The organism is Methanosarcina sp. 1.H.T.1A.1, assembly GCF_000979295.1.
Taxonomy (GTDB): Archaea; Halobacteriota; Methanosarcinia; order Methanosarcinales; family Methanosarcinaceae; genus Methanosarcina.
This window is the reverse complement of the sequence record NZ_JJQY01000138.1, coordinates 17418-37297: the sequence shown is the minus strand read 5'-3', so window position 1 is coordinate 37297 and position 19880 is coordinate 17418. Positions and strand designations below refer to the sequence as shown.

Below are 19880 nucleotides of genomic sequence, written 5' to 3'. Positions count from 1 at the left end.
GTTGTAGAAACTCCAGCAGATGAAGCAGAAGACTGCCCGGATGTTGTAGAAACTCCAGCAGATGAAGCAGAAGACTGCCCGGAAGTTGCAGAAACTCCAGCAGATGAGGCAGAAGATTGCCCGGATGTTGTAGAAACTCCAGCAGATGAAGCAGAAGATTGCCCGGATGTTGTAGAAACTCCAGCAAAAGAATGTTAATAAGAAAATCTCAGAACAGGTAAGCCCTGCAGATATTATACAAGACCATTGAATAAGTAGAATCAATTGGCCAGAAAATAACTTATGTGCCGGAGGGTTAGACATACTCTCCGCACAAAAAGTTAAAATGCAACCATTGGACGCAACTATTTTTCAGATAACTTTTTTAACATTTTTAAAATCGTAAATTTACCTGATTTTTGGATATCTCAAAACTCGTTGACTCTCCTTTGCATAGATTTCCTTAATTATGCGATTGAAACTCGGCTTTCGGTGTCCTCTGCGGTTCCTTAATATAGCGCTTGATTGCGTAAGCGGTCACATTTCCAACGGATCGATAGAACTAAAGGAACAAAAAGAAAAGCCAGCGAGAGTAAACTTCATCCCCGACCTGCAAGGCGGGGTATTCATGACCCTCCGCCCCTCCAAAGTAATTAAACCTGAAGAAAGCCAGAGTAAAGAATCAAACTTCAATATTTTTCTTCCGCGAATTTCCGAAATAATATGCGCTATCGATTTATATTAGCTGCAATTATGTATTATAGTAGATGAAACATATCGCTAGCAGCTATTCTTTTTAGTCATTATACGTGTGATCACTCCAGATGATCAGATTAGGATTCTACCGAAAAATATTATTACCTCGATTATATAAATCCGCCGAGGAAATATGAAGGACAACAATTCAGGGAAAAACTCCCTGCTTCCGAAAGAAAAAGAAGAAAAAATCCTGGTTGACCCTTACGGGCGCAAAGTAACCGGGCTTCGCATATCCATCACGGAAAGGTGCAACCTTGCCTGTATGTACTGCCATAATGAAGGAGCAGACTGCTGCACCTGCGGCCCCTTAGGACACGAGATGAGCCCGGAACTTATCTGCGGAATTGTCCGGGAAGCAGAAAAATTCGGAGTCCGCAAAGTAAAGTTCTCGGGGGGAGAACCTCTTTTCAGAAAGGACTTTGAAGAAATCCTTGCCTGTCTCCCCTCCCTTAAAGAAGTCTCGGCAACCACAAACGGCATCATGCTTGAGAAGCGTGCAAAAACCCTGAAAGCTGCAGGCCTGGACAGGGTAAATGTGAGCCTGGACTCTCTTGTCCCAGAAAAATACGAAGCGATTACCGGAGCTCCTAAGGGCTCTCTTGAGAAAGTAATAAAAGGTATCGACAGCGCAGTTGAAGCTGGACTGACACCTGTAAAGCTGAACATGGTGCTCCTGAAAGGCATAAACGACAATGAAATCGATGCAATGATGGATTTTATCCGTCCTTATGAAGGAAATGTTATCCTGCAGCTTATTGAGCTCATGAATATCGGCCCAGGGCTTTCAAAGTATACTATTGACTCAAAAACCCTCGAAAAAAGCCTTGAGGAACGGGCAAGCGAGGTAAGAGTCCGGCACCTGCACCACCGGAAAAAATACATTATCGACGGAGTAGAAGTGGAATTTGTGCGGCCAATGGACAACTCAGAGTTCTGCGCCCACTGCAGCAGGCTCAGGGTCACAGCCGATGGAAAGTTCAAGCCCTGCCTGCTCGTACACGATAACCTTGTTGATGCCCGGGAAGCAAAGAGCCCCGAAGAGATCGAAAAACTTCTCAGGCTTGCAGTAAGCCGGAGGAAACCTTACTGTACTCCTGCAATAGGGATAGAAATAAGGAAAAAGACAAAAGAAGACATAAAAAAGTAGATGAAAGAAAAGAAGAAAAATCTGGAAAATAAGGAGGAGAAAAAAATGAAAATTGAACTTTCAGTAGACGACAGAAAAATTCCCACGAACGAGTTTGTCCAGAAAATCTTAGGAAACGTGATCAAAGCGATGGTTGAGTCGCTCCACACCATTGACGACGAATGGAAGGAAATTTCCATAAAAGTAGAAAAGGAATAAAACAAAAAACAAAACGGAAAAAAGAATAAAATAAAAGAATAAAACAGGGAAAAAGAATAAAATAAAAGAATAAAACGGGGCTTCCGGCTGAAAGGGGAAAAACCAGTATTTTCTCCGGAAAGATCTTATCCTTCTTTTTTAAAAGCTATTTTATTCTTTTTTCAGTGAGCCTTTCCTTCTGTTTCAGAGACTATTAAGGGCTCAAGGGCTCAGAGATATTTTTCGATCTCTGAAAACTCTATTCTTGCCGTTGAGTCCAGGGTAATCGGAGTTATTGAGACGTGCCCTTTCTGCATGATGGCGTGTACATCGGTCCCTTCCTCTTCTTCGCGGATAAGGTCTCCTGCAATCCAGTAATACGGCCTACCCCGGGGGTCACGCCGCTCTTCCACATCAGTTTTGAAGACCTTCCGCGCAAGGCGGGTTATTTCTATGGGGGTGTCTTCTTCGGCATGGTAGGGAATGTTGATGTTTAAAAGGTCCACATTTTCAGGCATACCGTACCTGAGGACGTTTCGAGCCACTCTGTTTACGATTTTGATCCCGGCTTCGAAGCGTTCTCTGTGGTAGTCCCTGGGATCGTCGAATTTCTGCCCTTCGTCAAGCACCTGCATGGAGGCGGCAATTGCCGGAACGCCATAGCTTGCAGCTTCAAGGGCTCCTCCGATAGTCCCTGAGGTGGTGATCGTATCCGTGCTGATGTTCTCTCCAATGTTAAAGCCCGAGAGCACCAGGTCTGGCATTTGTTTGAGGATGGTAAAGATGCCCAGAATTACAGAATCCGTTGGAGTCCCACCCACAGCATAAGCAGGTGCGCCTCCTACATCGGTTTTTGTAATCCGGAGGGGTTCAAAGATAGAAATAGAACGTCCGACCCCGCTCTGCTGGACAGAAGGAGCCGAAATCGTAACTTCCCCCAGGTCCGAAACACTGTCAAAGGCAGCTTTCAGGCCAGTCGAATAAACACCATCATCATTTGTAACAAGAATTTTTGGGACCATTAGCGTTCCCATAAGTTTCCGGATAATTTAAAATTTATGGAAAAGGGCTTCATATGGAAGGACAGTCATCCCAATCGGATGACAAAGCCTAAAAAGTGACAACGGGAAAGAAATAAAACATGAGAGGGAAATTAAAAACAAAAAAAATGCAACGGCAAAAGTGCCGAAGCAAAAAATAAATCACAGGGCTGTTTGTTTAGCATTTGCTGAGCCCTGGTTCTTTTTGGACTGAGAAGGTTTATTTTTGATTTGAGAATGCTTCTTTTTATGGCTATTAACCGGTTATTTTAGTTCCGATTAGCTTTTTTAACCTGAGGGTTTTTGAAACAGGCGGGGTATTAGAGTAGGGTGTCTGATCCACCCTATGTAGATTGTTTCAACCCCAGGCGTTTTGAAGCCATGCTTGAAGCAAAGCCCCCTTTTCTACGGATGACTTACACAGTTATGAAACGGAACCTGACAGACATGAGCTTTGAAAAAGCATTTTGTCTTAACGTTTGGGGCCTCAGATTTGCGTTTCTCATTTTCGTTCTCGTTTCATATGAGTACGGTTGAGCTGCATAAGTCCTGCCATAACAAAAGCGGCAGCCGTCTGTCTGCTTTAACTGACCACTGGTGCCCCACAGGGTTCCCCTTAACTGTAGTCAGGAAACATTTCGTTTCAGTAGAAAGCAGATTTTTCAATTCAAACTCGAAAGGAGGCAAACCTGCAGTACCATATTAACTGCAGTTTGAAAGTACAGTTTTAACATACAGTTCAAAATATATTTTGAACCGTGTATTCATACAGGTGATAAACAGTTAAAGAAAACATTATCACCTTTATTGTTAGAAACTCCAGACTATGGACCCATTCCGCGATCTCCATAATCGTTTCCGTTTGTAAACTTTTCTCTTCTATTACGGTTTTTATGATTTCTTTTAAACTTTTTAATAGCATTTTTACCATAACCCCACTGATAATGTATTCTATCAGACGTTACCTCAAAGCACTCTCTGTTTGAAAATGCCCGGTGTATAACGTATTCTACCCAACTCTATCTCAAAAAGGAGCCTTCTGTTCGAAGACACCCTGCGTAGTATACACTATCCGACGTAATCTCAAAGAGGCATCCCCATATTGAAAATGCCATAGTTTACCCCACCGACTCTAGCTTTAGAAGCTTGTGATATTAAAAGTTGTTGAGCTTGTATAAGAGAATTTTATATGACAACTCAAATAATATCCAGACCCTCCAATGAACCTTTCAGGCATCAAGCATGAAAAAAAAGCTGAATATTAATAGCAAAAGAGGAAAGGCCACGAAAACGGAGCATAGCTTATAAACCCGGGATCGAAAAAAGAAGACGTTGAAGGAGATGTATTCTTTACCTGCATTTATCGTGCAAAGCGAAATTTAAGTGCAAATCCGGCTGAGGACAAAATAAGGTAAAAGAAAAGTACACCGACATCTGTGGAAAGTCCATTAGAGAGTAGAAAAGTATATAAACAGTGTTTAAAAATATATAATAGGTTATTATACTGGAAGATTTATAAGATTCGTAATATAAACTGACCGAGAAGATCGGTTTTATGCCTGGGCCCTGGAATACAGTTTAATTTGATCCAAAACCGACAGCATAAATGTAATAATATTTCGTACTGTGATTGATGACTTTTGTTTAAAAGATATACATGATGTCGGAAAATCTGCTGAAAAACAGAGCTGGACTTGCCCCACTAATAGGAACAGCTCTTATGCTTGCTATTGTTTTTTTGATTGTGGCTCTTATAGCATCTGCTTTTTTTGCTGGAAATAATCCGGATAATTTAGATCCTGCCCCGCTTGCAGACCTCAGGGTTTATGAATATAACACCAGTACGCTGAAAATTGAGCACCTTGGGGGAGACTCTATAGACTTCAGCAATTCAACGACTTCCGTAATCCTTGATATGGCCGGAAAGAATAACCTCCTTGAGGCTTCAAACCTTGAAGTTTTGAAGGCAGGCGATATTAAACTGCTGCCTCTTAAAGACAGGAACGGAAATTTGATACCGATAAATGCAGGAGACCTTGTGACATTTAAGGTCATTGATCTCAGGACCAAAAAACCTGTTTTCATCCAGGAAATCAGGTTCATGAATGGGATTGATACGGAATATCAGCCAGGGAATGATACGAAATACAAGCCAGGGAATGATACGAAATACAAGCCAGGGAATGATACGGAATACAGGCCAGGGAATGATACGGAATACAAGCCAGCGATTGTTGGTTACTATTACCATGGGACGCATTTCAATGGCCCCGCAGTTAAACATACTGATTCCAGGCTGAAGTTTGCAGAAAATACATATTTAGCCGCCAGTATTCATGGCAGCGACATCCAAAACTGGCCTTATGGTATCCTGAATACGCTGGATACTTTCAGTGTCGTTTATGAAGGCTTTATCAAAATAGAGCAGAATTCCAGTTATACATTTTATCTGACTTCAGATGATTGGGCACAGCTTTATATTGACGGCACAACTGTCATTAAAGAACCGAGCTCTTCAGCAAGGCATCCCACTACCACTAAAACAGGAACAATATATCTCCCTGCCGGTTATCATAAGATAAGAGTTGAAATGCGGGAGTATCAAGGGACCTCCATTCTGTTCCTTGAATGGTCTTCGGAATCCTTTTCAAAGTGCTTTGTTGACAGCCTTTACCATGAGGCTTCTCCCACGTAATTCAGAATAAAGAAAGCACTTCAGGATTTTTACAACTCTATTTTTATTTTTCTGCCGGACTCCCCGGAAAATCCAACTCTACCTTTTCAACAACCTGCCCCAGAGCAGTGCAAATTTAATATAATGATTCCCTTTATCCATCTAATATTTCGGACAAATCAAGAATTTACAATTACCCTATATCCCCCAATCAATTTCACGAGGATTATAAAATGGACAAGTACGAGAAGGTATTCGAGCTGGCAAAGCGCCGCGGCTTTTTGTGGAACTCTTTTGAGCTGTATGGCGGAAGCCGTGGGTTTTATGATTACGGGCCTCTCGGGAGCACGTTAAAGAGACGGATTGAGCAGATCTGGAGAGAGTTTTACGTTATCCAGGAAGGGCATATGGAAATCGAATGCCCGACCATAGGAATCGAAGATGTTTTTGTCGCATCCGGGCACGTGGGCGGCTTTTCTGACCCCCTCTGCGAATGCAAAAAATGCGGAGAAGCATTCAGGGCTGACCACCTTGTGGAAAACGTAATGAATGCGGCAGGAACCCTGAGTGCAGAACAGCTCACGCAGGTCATAAAAGAAAAAGGGATCACCTGTCCTGAATGCGGCGGAGAATTCAACGACGCCTATGAGTTTAACCTGATGTTCAAGACCACAATCGGACCCGGCACCGGAAGGCAGGGTTACCTCAGGCCGGAAACGGCGCAGGGGATGTTTGTGGACTTCCAGAGGCTGTCCCGCTTCTACAGGGATAAGCTGCCTTTTGGAGCAGTACAGATCGGCAAGTCTTACAGGAACGAGATTGCGCCAAGGCAGGGCGTAATAAGGCTCAGGGAGTTCACGCAGGCCGAGTGTGAGATCTTCGTTGACCCCAGGAACAAGAAACACCCCAACTTTGAGCGTTTTGCAGACAGGGAACTTAGTCTTTATTCGCAGGAGGCACAGCAGAAGGGCGAACCATTCAGGATAACCGTAAGAGAAGCCGTGGAAAAGGGAATCATTGCCCACGAGGTTCTGGGCTACAACATCGCGCTCACGAACGAGTTCCTGACAAAGGTAGGTATCGACCCTGCAAGACTAAGGTTCAGACAGCACCTGAAAGACGAGATGGCGCATTATGCAATCGACTGCTGGGATGCTGAAATCGAGACAGAACGCTTCGGCTGGGTAGAGATCGTGGGAATTGCCGACAGGACGGACTATGACCTTAAAGCCCATGCAAAAGTCAGCAAGACCGAGCTCTACGTTTATGTGGAATACGACGAGCCCAAAATGGTGACCCGTTTTGTTGTAAAACCAAACATGGGAAAGCTCGGCCCGCTCTTCAAGGGCAAAGCAAAAGCCGTTGCAGATGCCTTAAAACAGCTTTCAGAAGCAGAGCTCTCGCTCTCAAAAGATCAAATCAAAGTCACCGTGGACGGGGAAGAACTGACAGTCAGCTCCGATGTGGTGGACTTTGCTGAGGAGACCGTAAAAGTCAGCGGAGAAAACGTAATTCCTCACGTGATTGAGCCTTCCTATGGTATAGACAGGATCTTCTACGGTGTCATGGAACACGCCTTTGACGAAGAAAACGTTGCTCAGAAGGCAGCTGAATCCGGACTTAAAGGCGCAGGGGAAGCAGAAGAGACAGAAAATGAACCTGAAGCAGCAAAGGGTGAAAGTGAAGGAGAAGGTGAAGAGGAAGCCCGCCTTGTGATGCATTTCTCAAGCGCAGTCGCGCCTGTGCAAGTAGCAGTCCTTCCACTCCTGACCCGTAAAGAGCTTGCAGACCCTGCAAAAGAGATCATTGCAAAACTCAGGGAAAAGAGCCTGCTTGTCAATTATGACGACTCCGGGACCATCGGGCGCCGCTACAGGAGAAACGACGAAATCGGGACTCCTTACTCAGTTACCGTGGACTACGACACCCTTGAAGATGGGACCGTTACAATCAGGGACAGGGACGCCATGCGCCAGGTCCGGGCCCCGATCGACGGAATCGAAAACGTGCTCTACGAATTGATCTACAGGGGCAGAGATTTCGAATCCGCAGGCAAGCCTTTTAATTTCTAAAATAAAGGATACTGCAATTCCTGAGCTGCAGGCTGAGAAGCCTGCAGCAAAACTTTTATTTTTTATTACGGATTAATATTACTTTTTTAGAATTGAATTAAAGCCTTGAAACAAAAGAACCTTGAAATGAAATAAGGCTGAAATGAAATAAGGCTGAAACAAAGATAAATCTGAAACAAAATAATCCTGACGCAAAATGAACGAGAGTCTTTTTCCTGAGAAACAGGCATGTATGAAGCATCCATTGATAAAGCCCGACACAGTTGAGCAGAGACTTTACCAGCTCAACCTTGCAGGAAAAGCCCTGGAGGGCTCAAGCCTGGTTGTGCTCCCCACAGGACTTGGAAAAACCATTATAGCTCTTTTCGTAATTGCTTCCAGGCTCCAGCGTTTCGGGGGAAAAGCCCTGATACTTTCTCCTACAAAACCTCTTGTAGACCAGCATGCCGCTTTTTTTAAAAAGGTGATGACCCTTCCCGAAGAAGAAATTCTAGCTTTTACAGGCAGCATTGCCCCTGCTGAGCGGGAAAAGCTCTGGGCACAGGGAAAATTGATAGTGTCTACTCCCCAGGTTATTGAAAACGACCTTCTTACGAAACGGATCAGCCTTGAAGACGTCAGCCACATCACTTTTGATGAAGCCCACAGGGCAGTCGGAAATTATGCTTATACCTTTATTGCGGAAAAGTACTTTGAGAGCGCAAAAAATCCCCATGTGCTAGGAATTACCGCAAGCCCGGGCAGCTCAGACGAGAAAATCGCAGAGGTCTGTCAGGCTTTGCATGTTGAAAATGTAGCTGTGAAAACCGAGAAAGACAGGGATGTTCGCCCTTATGTGCAGGAAAAAGAATTAGAGTGGCTTCAGGTCCAGCTTCCTGCCGAAATGGCTGAAATTCGGGGATATCTGGAGAAGATCCTGGATGATAGGCTCGGAATCATAAGAAAAATGGGGTTTTCTGCAGGCAGTGGAAAATACGTCTCCAAAAAAGACCTCCTGCTTCTCCAGAAACAACTCCAGGATAAAATCCGTATAGGGGGAGACCCTGCAATTTTCTCTGCCATGTCTGTGGTTGCTGAGATGATGAAGGTTAACCATGCTGTGGAAATGGTGGAGACACAGGGGCTTGAGACTCTAAAAAAGTACCTGGAAAAATTGGAGGCTGAAGCCTCTTCCAGCAGTTCGAGCAAGGCAGCAAAAAGGCTCATGGACGATCTCTACATGAGAAAAGCCCTGTACAGAGTAAAGGAATGCGATGTCGAACATCCTAAACTTGCGCTTGCACGGAAGATCGTATCCGAACAGCTGGAAGAAAACCCTGATTCCCGGGTAATTGTGTTTACCAACTACAGGGACACTGCCGAAATAGTGGCAAATGCCCTTTCTGAGGCTCCAGGAGTTACCCCTATCCGTTTTGTGGGGCAGGGTTCACGGCATAAAGACAAAGGACTTACGCAGAAACAGCAAGCGGGAATCCTCGATAAATTCAGGGCAGGGGAATACAACGTACTTGTAGCTACTTCAGTTGCTGAAGAAGGGCTTGATATCCCCTCCACGGACATGGTGTTATTTTACGAACCCATCCCCTCGGAAATCCGCAGCATCCAGCGTAAGGGCAGGACCGGCAGGCAGCAAAAAGGCAGAGTAATTGTGCTTGTGACAAAGGGCACACGGGACGAAGCCTACTACTGGAGCAGCAAAAACAAGGAAAAGAAGATGCTTAACAGCATGCACGGGCTTGAAACCGTTCTTACCCCAAAGGCTTCAAAGAAGAGTGCAGAACTTTCGGATTTCGAAAACCTATCCTGTACTTCAGACTCGAAGCTGAAAATGGAAGAAATCGAAATGGAAAACGAGGATGAAGACGGAAACGGTTTCAATAGCAGTCCGGGGGATATTAGGAAAAACGAGGAAGATAAAGACATATACCTGGAAACAGGCGCAGATGGGACTGAAAAGAAGGACGAAAATGAAAAAGCAGATGTAAACGCAAAAGAGAGGCAAAAAACCCTGGTAGACTTCGAAGCTCTTTCCGGAAGGAAATCTGTAAATAAACCGGAAATGTCCGGAACAGAACCCGAAACCGAGCCTCTCAGAATAGTGATCGACCACAGGGAGACAAAATGCGGAGTTGCAAAAACCCTGGACAGGCTCGGGATGGAACTTAGCTTTGCGGCTCTCGAAGTAGGGGACTATGTGGTAAGCGATCGTCTTGCAGTAGAAAGAAAGCGCACGGATGACTTTGCAAGTTCTCTGATCGACGGAAAGCGCAACCTCTTTGCCCAGCTTTCAGACCTTGCGAGGGTTTATGAAAAACCTGTCCTGATTATTGAAGGAGAAGACCTTTTCACTTCCAGGCAGATCAACCCTAACGCCATTTACGGCTCACTTGCATCCATTGCACTCGACTTTAGAGTAGCCATCCTTTATTCCAGGGATGAGGAAGAAACAGCTTCTATTTTGAAAATACTCGCAAAGAGGGAGCAAACAGAAAACAAACATGAAATCAATCCTCACGGGAAGAAATCTGCCAGCTCCCTTGTAGAGCAGCAGGAATACCTTATTTCTTCTATTTCGAATATCGGGCCAAAGGCCGCCAGAAACCTCCTTTTGCACTTCGGCTCTGTAGAGGCTATTATGCTGGCTGACACTGAAGAGTTGAAAAAAGTAAAACTAATAGGGCCTAAAGCAGCAGCCAGGATCAGAGAAGTGCTCGAAAGCCCATATAAAGGATAAACAGGAAAAAAGCAATTGACGGGAATAAGTCCGGGATCTCATCAGTTACAGTTAGAACTGAATGAAAAAAAGAAAAAAATTAAGTGAAAAATAAATAAAAAATAAATTTTCCCGAGATTCAGGCTGAAAAAGACCTATTATGACTATAGGAGGATAGCCGGCAACAGCATTCGAGGAAAACCGCATACTATAAGCCTGAAATAACAGTGCTCAACCTGTAGGCTCCGGAAAAAAATCGTTTTTTAAAGAGGAATTCCCTGGGGAAATCCCACTAGAAAAAAACCTGTCCTATCAATACCTTTTGACGTTGCAGAATATTTTTTCGAGATGCCGCCTTTGAACTGTGCATTTTGGCTCAGGCAGCACACCGAGGAGAATGAAAACCCACCCAAACGGGAAGAGAAGGATCAGTGCTCCAAGCAACCTCAAAAAGGTAATAAGACATGAAAGCAGGTCTCTGTATATCTCTCTCATGCTTTCATCACCTCTCAATATACATTCAGCTGGTCATAAATATAAACACACCTAAAAGAAATTTATGATAAATCGTGATAGATCTGTGCCATTTCAAAATGCAGATTTGAAAAATAATTGCAGAATCCTTAACGATAAATAATTATAGAAAAAAACCTCATCCTGTATCATCTTTGGGAAGTTAACGGAGTTATTAAGAAAAACAGCATCGTATGGTGAAGAGGCATAATTTTCAAAAATGTGCCCCATGTGGAATTGAAATCGGAAACGTGGATTCCTGTAATCAAAAAGTGCAAAACTATAATGAAAGATCAGGAAATATGATAAAAATAATAGATATATAATATATAATAAATATATCTTATGATTAGAATTAAAACGCCTGTATAAAAATAAGACTAGCCTGAAAAGATGCCCCATAGAGCAAAATCGACATTCGTCGGACTTTGCCGCAGGCATGGGAGAGAAAGGGTACACGTCAAGCCCAAAGTTTCCCGAGAAAAAAAATCGGTTTTTCAGGGAAATTCCTGCCAGTCAGGGCATACCAAACTTCGTGAAGACGGAAAAGAAACAGGGAAAACCAGATTTCTCAAGCAAATCTTCAGAAGAGCTTTTTTTTCCAGATTTTGTCCGGAAAATCTTCTTTTTTGATTTTTATACCTTATAACAGATTCTTTTTCTACGACTCCGTTCTATTGTGAACTTTTCTTCCGATTATATAATTTATATGAAACCGTTTTTTCCGAGCTTCCTCTTTCAGGGGATGTTTTTCGGCAGATCTTCAAGCCTGCATATCTTCAACACTAGTTATACCTATTATTAACTTGAATTGATCTTAACTTGAATTGATCATAACTTGAATTGATCTTAACTTGAATTGATCATAACTTGAATTGATCTTAACTTGAATTGATCATAACTTGAATTGATCATAACTTGAATTGATCATAACTTGAATTGATCATAACTTGAATTGATCTTATTTCTGGCTCGCCTATCCCTCACCCTATCTATTTCCGCTTTGCCTGCAATTAGATTTTATAGAAAGGAGCGTAAAACCCCCAGGTCTTTCGCCTGGGGGCAGTTCACACCTGCCTCAGCCGCTCTACCAGACCAATGCCTTTTTCGATCAGCTCGAATTGCTCAGCAATGCTGCGCGGATTCTTTTCGTCCTGAAGGGAATCTGCGATACTGACCATTTTTTTAAAGAGAAGGTTTTCCAGCACATCGCGGTCTCCATGAGCTGTAGAAACCATGGATGGTGCAGTCCTTTTCCCTGCCCGGACTGCGGGTGCAGTCTGAACTTCAGGAACCGTTCTTCCGACCTCTTCAGCCTCATAAGTAGGCTCTGGAATCTCTTCTTCCACAGACGGGAGAACTTCATCTTCTTCATCTTCGGCATCCGGCGTTCTTTGCCCGAACCTTGCTTTCTGTCTGCGTGCCTGTACTTTATTTCTGGTCTCAAAAGAGGATCTGTCTCTCTCAGTAGAAGATCTGGCTTCTGGGACCCGGACTTCTGCCGCAGGTTCGGGAGCCGGAGTTTCTTCCTTTTCTTCCCGGACATCACAGATAGGACAGATTACCGTGCCCTGATAACGAAATTTTGGAGCTCCGCAGACTTTGCAGTGTTCGGCAAGCATTGTGCCTCCGAGTTCCAGGAAACGGGCTATACGCTTTACTTTTTGGTCTTTTTCAGAATCCATATGCCTAACATTCCTTTTTGCACAGTTTATCACTTATTTAATAAGATTTTTCCTGTAGCTCCCTCTATATGAAACTACCTTTATCATGCACAAAACGGAAAAGGGTCTGTATCCAGAATCGTATAGAGAAGACGCGGACACAATCGGGTACACGGATTACCGATAATATTTTATATAACGAGCCTGTCTAACACTAATTTATTAGCTCTAATTTTTAATCATAATTGACTGCGAAGGTGATTCAAATGTCATCAAATGATTCAGCAGAAGTTATCAAACAATGTCTTCATGTCCTAGAAAGCATAACCAGTGACTCTTCAGTTCCAAGAAATATCAGGCGTTCTGTGAATGAAATCATAGATATCCTGAACAAAGACTCCGAACCTCTGTTCCTTAGAGCAGCATCAAGCATTTCCATTCTCGAAGATGTAAGCAACGACCCGAACCTTCCTCTGCACACGAGGACTCTGATATGGAATCTTTCAAGCCAGCTTGAAACCATTCCAGTAGATGAGTAAAGCCAGAGAAAACAAAAGAATTGTTCTAATCCCGTAAAAAGGATTTTTTCTGAGAGTATCTTAAAGAAAGAATTTGGCTCCCGGAAAGAAAAACGCTCAGATTCGTTTCTTGAGACGATTCTGTTAAAAATCCCGAACTTTATTTGATTCTAAACTAAGAGCCGAAGGGAAGCGACTTAGTAAGATAGTCGCCTCCAGCTGCTTTTCGAATCAACTTAAATGATAAGGGATACCGATAAGGTAAAAACCTTTTTCATTTTTTTTCGACATAACTTTTATCTTTTCTCGATTTTTTTCTGAATCGAATTTCAAATTCATACTATGACCAGGGCTTCAAAAGGATAATAAATGTACAGAGTTTATACTTGAAAGAAGAGATAAAAAGAGGGATAAAGATATAAAGAACCTCATAATCAGTTTATACAGAATAAAGAAAATTATAAATTATGACGGGCAACAGGTTCAGGCCATAGACATAATACAGTTAGAATAGACATAATACAATTAGAAGGGAATGCTGAGATATAGGCATAGAAGCTTGAAAAAGCATATAAAAACCGAAAACACATCTAAATGTGTAAAAAAATAGAGAATAACGTGATACAGGTGGAAAGCCAGTATCGTGAACTTCCCCAGGCCAAAACCTGAGGGTTTTACGCTTCATTCCATGAAAATATAAAAAGCTTACAGGGGGGCAAAAGTAATGCTGAAAGAAATTTCTATACGGATAAGGGAGAATTTCGAGGTTAAAGATAAGATCAGAGAAGAAGGACTGAAAATTTCAAGGGAAACTGTCAGGGAATGCCGGACAGCAAGCTTTGCCCTGCATGGGAAGGACTTTGAAAAAGCCGGTAACAGCATAGAGGCGGCTGGAAGAGCTTTAAAAAAGCTTGAATCCCGGTTCGAAGGACATGCTGATATTTACCACGCCGGATTTGTAGAACATGCCCAGCAGGAATATACGGAAGTTTCAGTTCTCTACATCCTTTTAAAAGACGAAGGAAAGACACAAAATCTTCCGTCTCCGGATGAACTGAGAGTTGAGTACGCTGCCTATCTTAACGGGCTTGGAGATGTAGTGGGAGAACTCAGGAGACATGTCCTTGACCTTATCAGGGAAGATTCCTTTGAAAAGGCCGAAGTATTTTTAGGGATCATGGAAAATATCCATGCAGTCCTTATGGACTTTGACTACCCTGACGCGATAACCGGAGGGCTCAGGCGAAAGACCGATGTATCCCGCTCTCTGATAGAAAAAACACGCGGCGATGTGGTAAACTCAATTCAGCAGAAAAAGCTTGAGCTTGCAATGCAGAGCCTGGAATCCAGACTGTAAGACAACTCTCTCCTGCAGCGCCCTGGCAGAGATACAAGCTGAAAAGGAGAGCTAAATAATTTTCATAATACCACTAAAATCATTTACTATTTAGTGTAGTAAAATTACAATTTAGTACTCGGCTACCTGACGCCCCTTATCCAGTGTACTTAACCGGGCCGCTAAACAATTCAACATATGCATATAAACGATAAAACCGTAAGGGTCTGACAGATCCAGAATTCCAATAATCAGTTACAAGAGGATATCCATGAGATTTGATCCAGAAAAAATAAAAAAGGATGCAAAAGAGAATTTTGACCTTGCCTGGAACGAGGGTAAAAAAATGGTCAAAACACCTACCCTTAACGAACGCTACCCAAGAACTACCCTGAGATACGGGAAGGCTCACCCTGTTTATGATACAATCCAGAAACTGAGGGAAGCCTATCTGCGCATGGGTTTTGAAGAAATGATGAACCCTCTTATAGTTGATGAAAAAGAGGTTCACAAGCAGTTCGGAAGCGAAGCCCTCGCCGTCCTTGACCGCTGTTTCTATCTTGCAGGGCTGCCCCGCCCCAATGTAGGGATTTCTGACGAGCGCATTGCACAGGTAACAGAAATCCTGGGCGACATAGGGGAAGAAGGAATAGACAAAATCAGGAAAGAACTCCACGCTTACAAAAAAGGGAAGGTTGAGGGAGATGACCTTGTTCCCGAGATCTCAGCAGCTCTCGGGGTTTCCGATGCCCTTGTAGCTGACATGATTGAAAGGGTTTTTCCTGAATTCAAAGAGCTTGTACCCCAGGCAAGCACAAAAACGCTGCGCAGCCATATGACAAGCGGCTGGTTCATTTCCCTCAGTTCCCTCCTTGAGAGAGAAGAGCCTCCATTCCACTTCTTCTCGATAGACCGCTGTTTCAGGAGAGAGCAGCAGGAAGATGCCTCAAGGCTCATGACCTACTACTCAGCTTCCTGCGTGATCATGGACGAGGACGTGACCGTAGACCACGGAAAAGCCGTTGCCCAGGGGCTCCTCTCCCAGTTCGGCTTTGAAAAGTTCCTCTTCAGGCCCGATGAAAAACGCAGCAAATACTATGTGCCTGACACCCAGATCGAGGTCTTTGCCTTCCACCCGAAACTCGTGGGCTCGAACTCCAAGTACTCTGACGGCTGGATTGAGGTTGCAACTTTCGGAATATACTCTCCAACAGCCCTCGCAGAATATGATATTCCGTACCCTGTAATGAACCTCGGGCTTGGGGTCGAAAGGCTTGCCATGATCCTGCATGATGCCCCCGATGTCCGCTCCCTGACCTACCCACAGATTCCGCAGTACAGCGAGTGGGAGATGCCTGACAGTGAACTTGCAAAGCAGGTCTTTGTAGACAAAATGCCTGAGACCCCGGAAGGGCAGGCTATTGTAGATGGCATCGTTTCTCAGTGCGAACTGCACGGAGAAGAGCCAAGCCCCTGTGAGTTCCCTGCCTGGGAAGGGGAAGTTTGCGGAAGGAAAGTAAAAGTCTCCGTAATCGAACCAGAAGAGAATACAAAACTCTGCGGTCCTGCAGCCTTTAATGAGGTCGTTGCCTATCAGGGGGACATTCTGGGAATCCCGAATAACAAGAAATGGCAGAAAGCTTTTGAAAACCACTCTGCAAGGGCAGGCATACGTTTTATAGAGGCTTTTGCTGCCCAGGCTGCCCGGGAAATTGAAGAAGCCGCAATGTCCGGAGCAGATGAGCATATTGTCAGGGTAAGAATTGTCAAGGTCCCCTCTGAAGTCAACATTAAAATAGGCTCTACTGTCCAGCGGTATATCACAGGTAAAAATAAAAAAATAGATTTCAGAGGCCCGATCTTCACCTCCGTAAAAGCGGAATTCAAGTGAAATAAGCAGTAAAAACAGGAATGGGCCGTATGCAAAGAGAAGAAGTACCGTTTTCAGGATACCCGGAACTTAAAAGGTTGATGGAAACTGGAGAGCCTGTATGTGTAACCTTTGAGCTAGAAGAAGGGGATACAAAAGGAGGATTCCAGGAAACAGTACCATTCCAGGGAACAGTACCATTCCAGGAAGCAGAGACAAATGAAAAAGTAGCCGGAAAAGGAAGTGAAGAGCTTCCTGAAAAATCCGGCTTTCTCTTTTGCGAACTTGTGCAGAAAGCCCGCATGGGAGAGAAATTTCGGATTTCCGGACAGAGCTGCTCTCCCGGAGACTATGTCCTGGGTCTCTCTGAGGAAAGCCCTTCTGAATATTACCTTAAATCCGGAAGATACAGGAATATGCAGGCTGCAGAAAAAGCAGCCCTTTCCCTTCCAAGATTAAAGAGAAAATTTTGTTCCATAGTTATCGAGCCGCTTTCCCTTAACAGGGGTAACTTTGATGTGTTAATTCTTTTCCTTAAACCTGAGAAAGCCATGCGCATTGTCCAGGCGAATGCCTATTCTGAAGGAAAAAGGACAGTAATGGACACAATGGGTGCAGCTTCAATCTGTGGAGATTGTACTGTACTGGCCCTGGAACAGGGTATGGGTTTATCTTTCGGGTGTAAAGGGTCAAGAAAACACAGCGGATATGAGGATTTTGAAGTTCCCCTCGGGATTGCTTTTGGAAAAGTCAAGGAAATTGAGGAAGGGCTTTCAAAGCTTCCCGAAACAACGCATTAAGAGCGCAGGATAAAAAACGAAGAAATAAATGAAGAAATAGATGAAGAAATAAATGAAGAAATAAATGAAGAAATAAATGAAGAAATAACAGTCACCGGTCAATTTTTTGTCAGATTATTTTATCGAATAAGTCTACTACACTTTCCAGCCCGACAGCTTTTAATTGATCCGGAGAAACAACTGCAACGGTTCCCAGAAGAAAGATCAAAACGAGGGCGTAGACAAAACTTTTCAGTAAAAAAGAGCTGACTGAAAAACTCTTTTTGCGTTTGCTGTCATCAACTTCTTCTACGAGTCCTTCATATCTGACTTTTACACTTGACCAATCGGCACTATCTCTGTTTGATTTACCTGAAGGGTTTCCGTCTTCAGAATCCTGGTGCTTTCCGGAAGAGACATATTTGGACCAGTCAATAGTTTTAGATTCGGAAGGGGAATTGGATTGGCCAGAGTTCAGAGGATCACTGGAAGATTTGAACGGAACATAGGAAATGGTAGTCGATCTAAAGGGAGATTTAGAGCCTGACGGCATATCGGGAATATCCGGACCCTGGGAGTCATGGGCAGATTCCTGGCTATTGGAATTCCCAGGAGTGGCAAAAACTTCAGTTGCCTTTTCTTCCGGGGGCAAAGACCTATCATATGCCGTTCTTTTTTGGGGGTCTTTGAGAGTTTCGTAAGCTTCCTTGATCTTTATGAACTTTTCATGGGCATCAGGGGACTTAGCTCTGTCCGGATGATATTTTTTTGCAAAATAGTGATACCTGTCTTCGACCTCCTCAGGGCTTGCACCTCTGGGAATATCGAACAACTGATAATAGTCCACTGCTTTTCACCCTCTGAACCTGTATATCTATTATTGAGCCGTTAATCGATTAAGCAATTAATCGTTGAGACCTTCTGGCCTTTCTATAGTAACACTTCGCATGATTCCGGTCCCAAGGTCTTTGGCTGTAGCATTTATTAATCCGTTAGCGTCAATGTCAAATGTAACTTCTATACGCGGGATGCCTTTTGGGGCAGAGGGGATATTATCGAGAACAAGCATTCCTAAGGTAACGTTTTTTGATGCAGCTCGTTCCTCTCCCTGAAGGATTTTCCCTCTCACGACCCTCTGATTGTCGTAATGGGTGGTAAAGATTTTACTATTTCTTGTGGGAATTGTTGTATTCCTTGGAATTACTGGCGCCATCAAATCTCCCACGGTTTCAAACCCGAGTGTAAGAGAGGTTACGTCAAGAAGCACAAGGTTGCCTGCGTCAACCTCTTCCCTGGGAGACTTAAGATACTCATTTCCAAGGATTCCTGCCTGAACAGCAGCCCCCATTGCTACCACTTCATCAGGGTTAATGTTCTGAAGAGCCTTTTTTCCCATGAACTCTTCTACAGCTTTCACTACAGCAGGTATTCTGGTAGAGCCTCCTACAAAAATAACTTCATCAATTTCTGAAGGAGAAAGCTTTCCATCCTGCAGGGTTTTTTCCATAATTGATAAAGTTTTCTTAACAAGGTCCTCTGTCATCCTGTCGAACTGGTCTCTTGTTACATCTATTTCCAGGGTTTTACTTTCAAAAATATAGGGCAGGTTAACATTTGCAGTTGTGAGAGTGGACAGGTCAATCTTACAGCGTTCTGCAGCCTCCTTAACACGCTGCATCGCCTGTGGCATATCTGAAAGGTCTTTGCCTTCAGCCTTCTGGAACTCAGCAAGTAAATGTTCAACAACCCGCCTGTCGAAATCATCGCCGCCGAGTTCGGTATCCCCGCTGGTAGCCAGTACTTCGAAAATTCCGTTTTTAATCTTAAGAATTGAAACATCAAAAGTACCGCCCCCCAGGTCGTAAACCAGAGTTTTCCGGTTATCAATCCCATCTTTCAGGCCGTAAGCGAGCGCAGCTGCGGTAGGTTCATTTATGACTCTAAGCACTTCCAGACCCGCAAGTTCGCCTGCCTTTTTTGTTGCAAAGCGTTGAGAATCGTTAAAGTAAGCAGGGACAGTAATTACCGCTTTTTCAACGGCATCCCCTAAGTATTTCTCCGCATCATGTTTTAGTTTTTGAAGGATCTTTGCGGAGATTCCATGAGGAGTATATTTTTCATTATTCAGTGACACCCTGTAATCGGGTTTCCCCATATTCCTCTTTATGGATTGGACAGTATTCTCATGGTTGGAAATCATCTGCCTTTTTGCAAGCTCTCCTACAAGTAACTCATTCTTCTTTGAAAAACCTACAACTGAAGGCGTAAGCCTTTTTCCTTCGGAATTGGTAATGACCTTGGGTTCACCAAGCTCAATTATCGCCATACAAGAATTGGTGGTTCCCAGGTCGATGCCCAGTACTTTTCCTCTGATATTTGCCGTTGGCGCGCCCCCAAAAATTTTATAATGTGTTCCCGAGATATTAAGTTTTCTAATAATGTGATAAGTATATATAGTGAATTAAATTGCGGATATTGAGCAAACATAAAATATAATATTTACTTAGGTATAAAAGATTCTTCTTGAGATTTTTTATTAATACAAAGGAAATTAGATTAAAAAAAGTTTTCGCTGGAGAGAAATAATCTAGCGTCAAAATCTTAACCTTTTTCAAAGAAAAGGTAAAGCATGAAGATTA

The 19880-nt window shown here is 43.5% G+C and carries 16 protein-coding genes and 1 pseudogene; 11 read left to right on the top strand and 6 right to left on the bottom strand.

What is annotated here, in order from left to right; translation table 11 throughout:
- A partial coding sequence (locus EO95_RS17900) for a hypothetical protein (protein WP_048135485.1) occupies positions 1-198 on the top strand: 198 nt, incomplete at its 5' end.
- 209 nt (positions 199-407) lie between these two features.
- On the opposite strand, the pseudogene EO95_RS18350 reads toward EO95_RS17900, so the two are convergent.
- Positions 408-541: pseudogene (locus EO95_RS18350) on the bottom strand (IS200/IS605 family transposase); the annotation flags it as partial.
- A 327-nt stretch (positions 542-868) separates the two neighbouring features.
- Here EO95_RS18350 and moaA point away from each other — a divergent pair.
- Complete coding sequence (gene moaA / locus EO95_RS13640; RefSeq protein WP_048135484.1) at positions 869-1885, top strand: GTP 3',8-cyclase MoaA; 1017 nt, start codon at positions 869-871, stop codon at positions 1883-1885.
- A gap of 45 nt (positions 1886-1930) precedes the next feature.
- On the top strand, positions 1931-2083 hold the full coding sequence (locus tag EO95_RS18080; RefSeq protein WP_200895052.1) for a hypothetical protein: 153 nt from the start codon (positions 1931-1933) through the stop codon (positions 2081-2083).
- A gap of 209 nt (positions 2084-2292) precedes the next feature.
- On the opposite strand, the gene surE is transcribed toward EO95_RS18080, so the two are convergent.
- Positions 2293-3096 (bottom strand): 5'/3'-nucleotidase SurE, encoded by an 804-nt coding sequence (surE, locus tag EO95_RS13630; protein ID WP_048135481.1) that lies wholly within the window; start codon positions 3094-3096, stop codon positions 2293-2295.
- 336 nt (positions 3097-3432) lie between these two features.
- On the opposite strand from surE, the gene EO95_RS17720 reads away from it, so the two are divergent.
- The 4 genes from EO95_RS17720 to EO95_RS13610 all read left to right on the top strand — a co-directional run bounded on the left by EO95_RS17720 (position 3433) and on the right by EO95_RS13610 (position 10582).
- Positions 3433-3639, top strand: a complete 207-nt coding sequence (locus EO95_RS17720; protein ID WP_156164070.1) for a hypothetical protein — start codon at positions 3433-3435, stop codon at positions 3637-3639.
- Positions 3640-4759: 1120 nt separating this feature from the next.
- Positions 4760-5797: a PA14 domain-containing protein gene (locus EO95_RS13620; protein WP_082106059.1), complete on the top strand. Its 1038-nt coding sequence runs from the start codon at positions 4760-4762 to the stop codon at positions 5795-5797.
- A gap of 212 nt (positions 5798-6009) precedes the next feature.
- The gene (glyS, locus tag EO95_RS13615; RefSeq protein WP_048135475.1) at positions 6010-7848 is read left to right on the top strand and encodes a glycine--tRNA ligase; all 1839 of its coding nucleotides are present in this window, start codon (positions 6010-6012) and stop codon (positions 7846-7848) included.
- Between the two features lie 196 nt (positions 7849-8044).
- Positions 8045-10582 carry a DEAD/DEAH box helicase gene (locus EO95_RS13610; RefSeq protein ID WP_048135473.1) on the top strand — a complete coding sequence of 846 codons (2538 nt, stop codon included), beginning with the start codon at positions 8045-8047 and terminating at the stop codon, positions 10580-10582.
- Positions 10583-10873: 291 nt separating this feature from the next.
- On the opposite strand, the gene EO95_RS13605 is transcribed toward EO95_RS13610, so the two are convergent.
- Positions 10874-11056, bottom strand: coding sequence for a hypothetical protein (locus EO95_RS13605; RefSeq protein WP_048135471.1), 183 nt, complete (start codon positions 11054-11056; stop codon positions 10874-10876).
- A 1085-nt stretch (positions 11057-12141) separates the two neighbouring features.
- Positions 12142-12759 carry an Sjogren's syndrome/scleroderma autoantigen 1 family protein gene (locus EO95_RS13595; protein WP_048135467.1) on the bottom strand — a complete coding sequence of 206 codons (618 nt, stop codon included), beginning with the start codon at positions 12757-12759 and terminating at the stop codon, positions 12142-12144.
- Between the two features lie 245 nt (positions 12760-13004).
- Between EO95_RS13595 and EO95_RS13590 the strand changes: the two genes are divergently transcribed.
- The 4 genes from EO95_RS13590 to EO95_RS13575 all read left to right on the top strand — a co-directional run bounded on the left by EO95_RS13590 (position 13005) and on the right by EO95_RS13575 (position 17262).
- The gene (locus tag EO95_RS13590; RefSeq protein ID WP_048135465.1) at positions 13005-13277 is read left to right on the top strand and encodes a UPF0147 family protein; all 273 of its coding nucleotides are present in this window, start codon (positions 13005-13007) and stop codon (positions 13275-13277) included.
- A gap of 703 nt (positions 13278-13980) precedes the next feature.
- On the top strand, positions 13981-14613 hold the full coding sequence (locus EO95_RS13585; RefSeq protein ID WP_048135464.1) for a haloacid dehalogenase: 633 nt from the start codon (positions 13981-13983) through the stop codon (positions 14611-14613).
- A gap of 250 nt (positions 14614-14863) precedes the next feature.
- The gene (gene sepS / locus EO95_RS13580; RefSeq protein WP_048135462.1) at positions 14864-16483 is read left to right on the top strand and encodes an O-phosphoserine--tRNA ligase; all 1620 of its coding nucleotides are present in this window, start codon (positions 14864-14866) and stop codon (positions 16481-16483) included.
- Positions 16484-16512: 29 nt separating this feature from the next.
- Positions 16513-17262, top strand: coding sequence for a DUF169 domain-containing protein (locus EO95_RS13575; protein WP_048135460.1), 750 nt, complete (start codon positions 16513-16515; stop codon positions 17260-17262).
- Positions 17263-17371: 109 nt separating this feature from the next.
- Here EO95_RS13575 and EO95_RS13570 read toward each other — a convergent pair whose 3' ends face one another.
- Entirely contained in the window at positions 17372-18088 is a 717-nt protein-coding gene (locus EO95_RS13570) for a J domain-containing protein (RefSeq protein ID WP_048135458.1), read from the bottom strand.
- 57 nt (positions 18089-18145) lie between these two features.
- On the bottom strand, positions 18146-19600 hold the full coding sequence (gene dnaK / locus EO95_RS13565; protein WP_268767912.1) for a molecular chaperone DnaK: 1455 nt from the start codon (positions 19598-19600) through the stop codon (positions 18146-18148).
- Positions 19601-19880 lie beyond the last annotated feature (280 nt).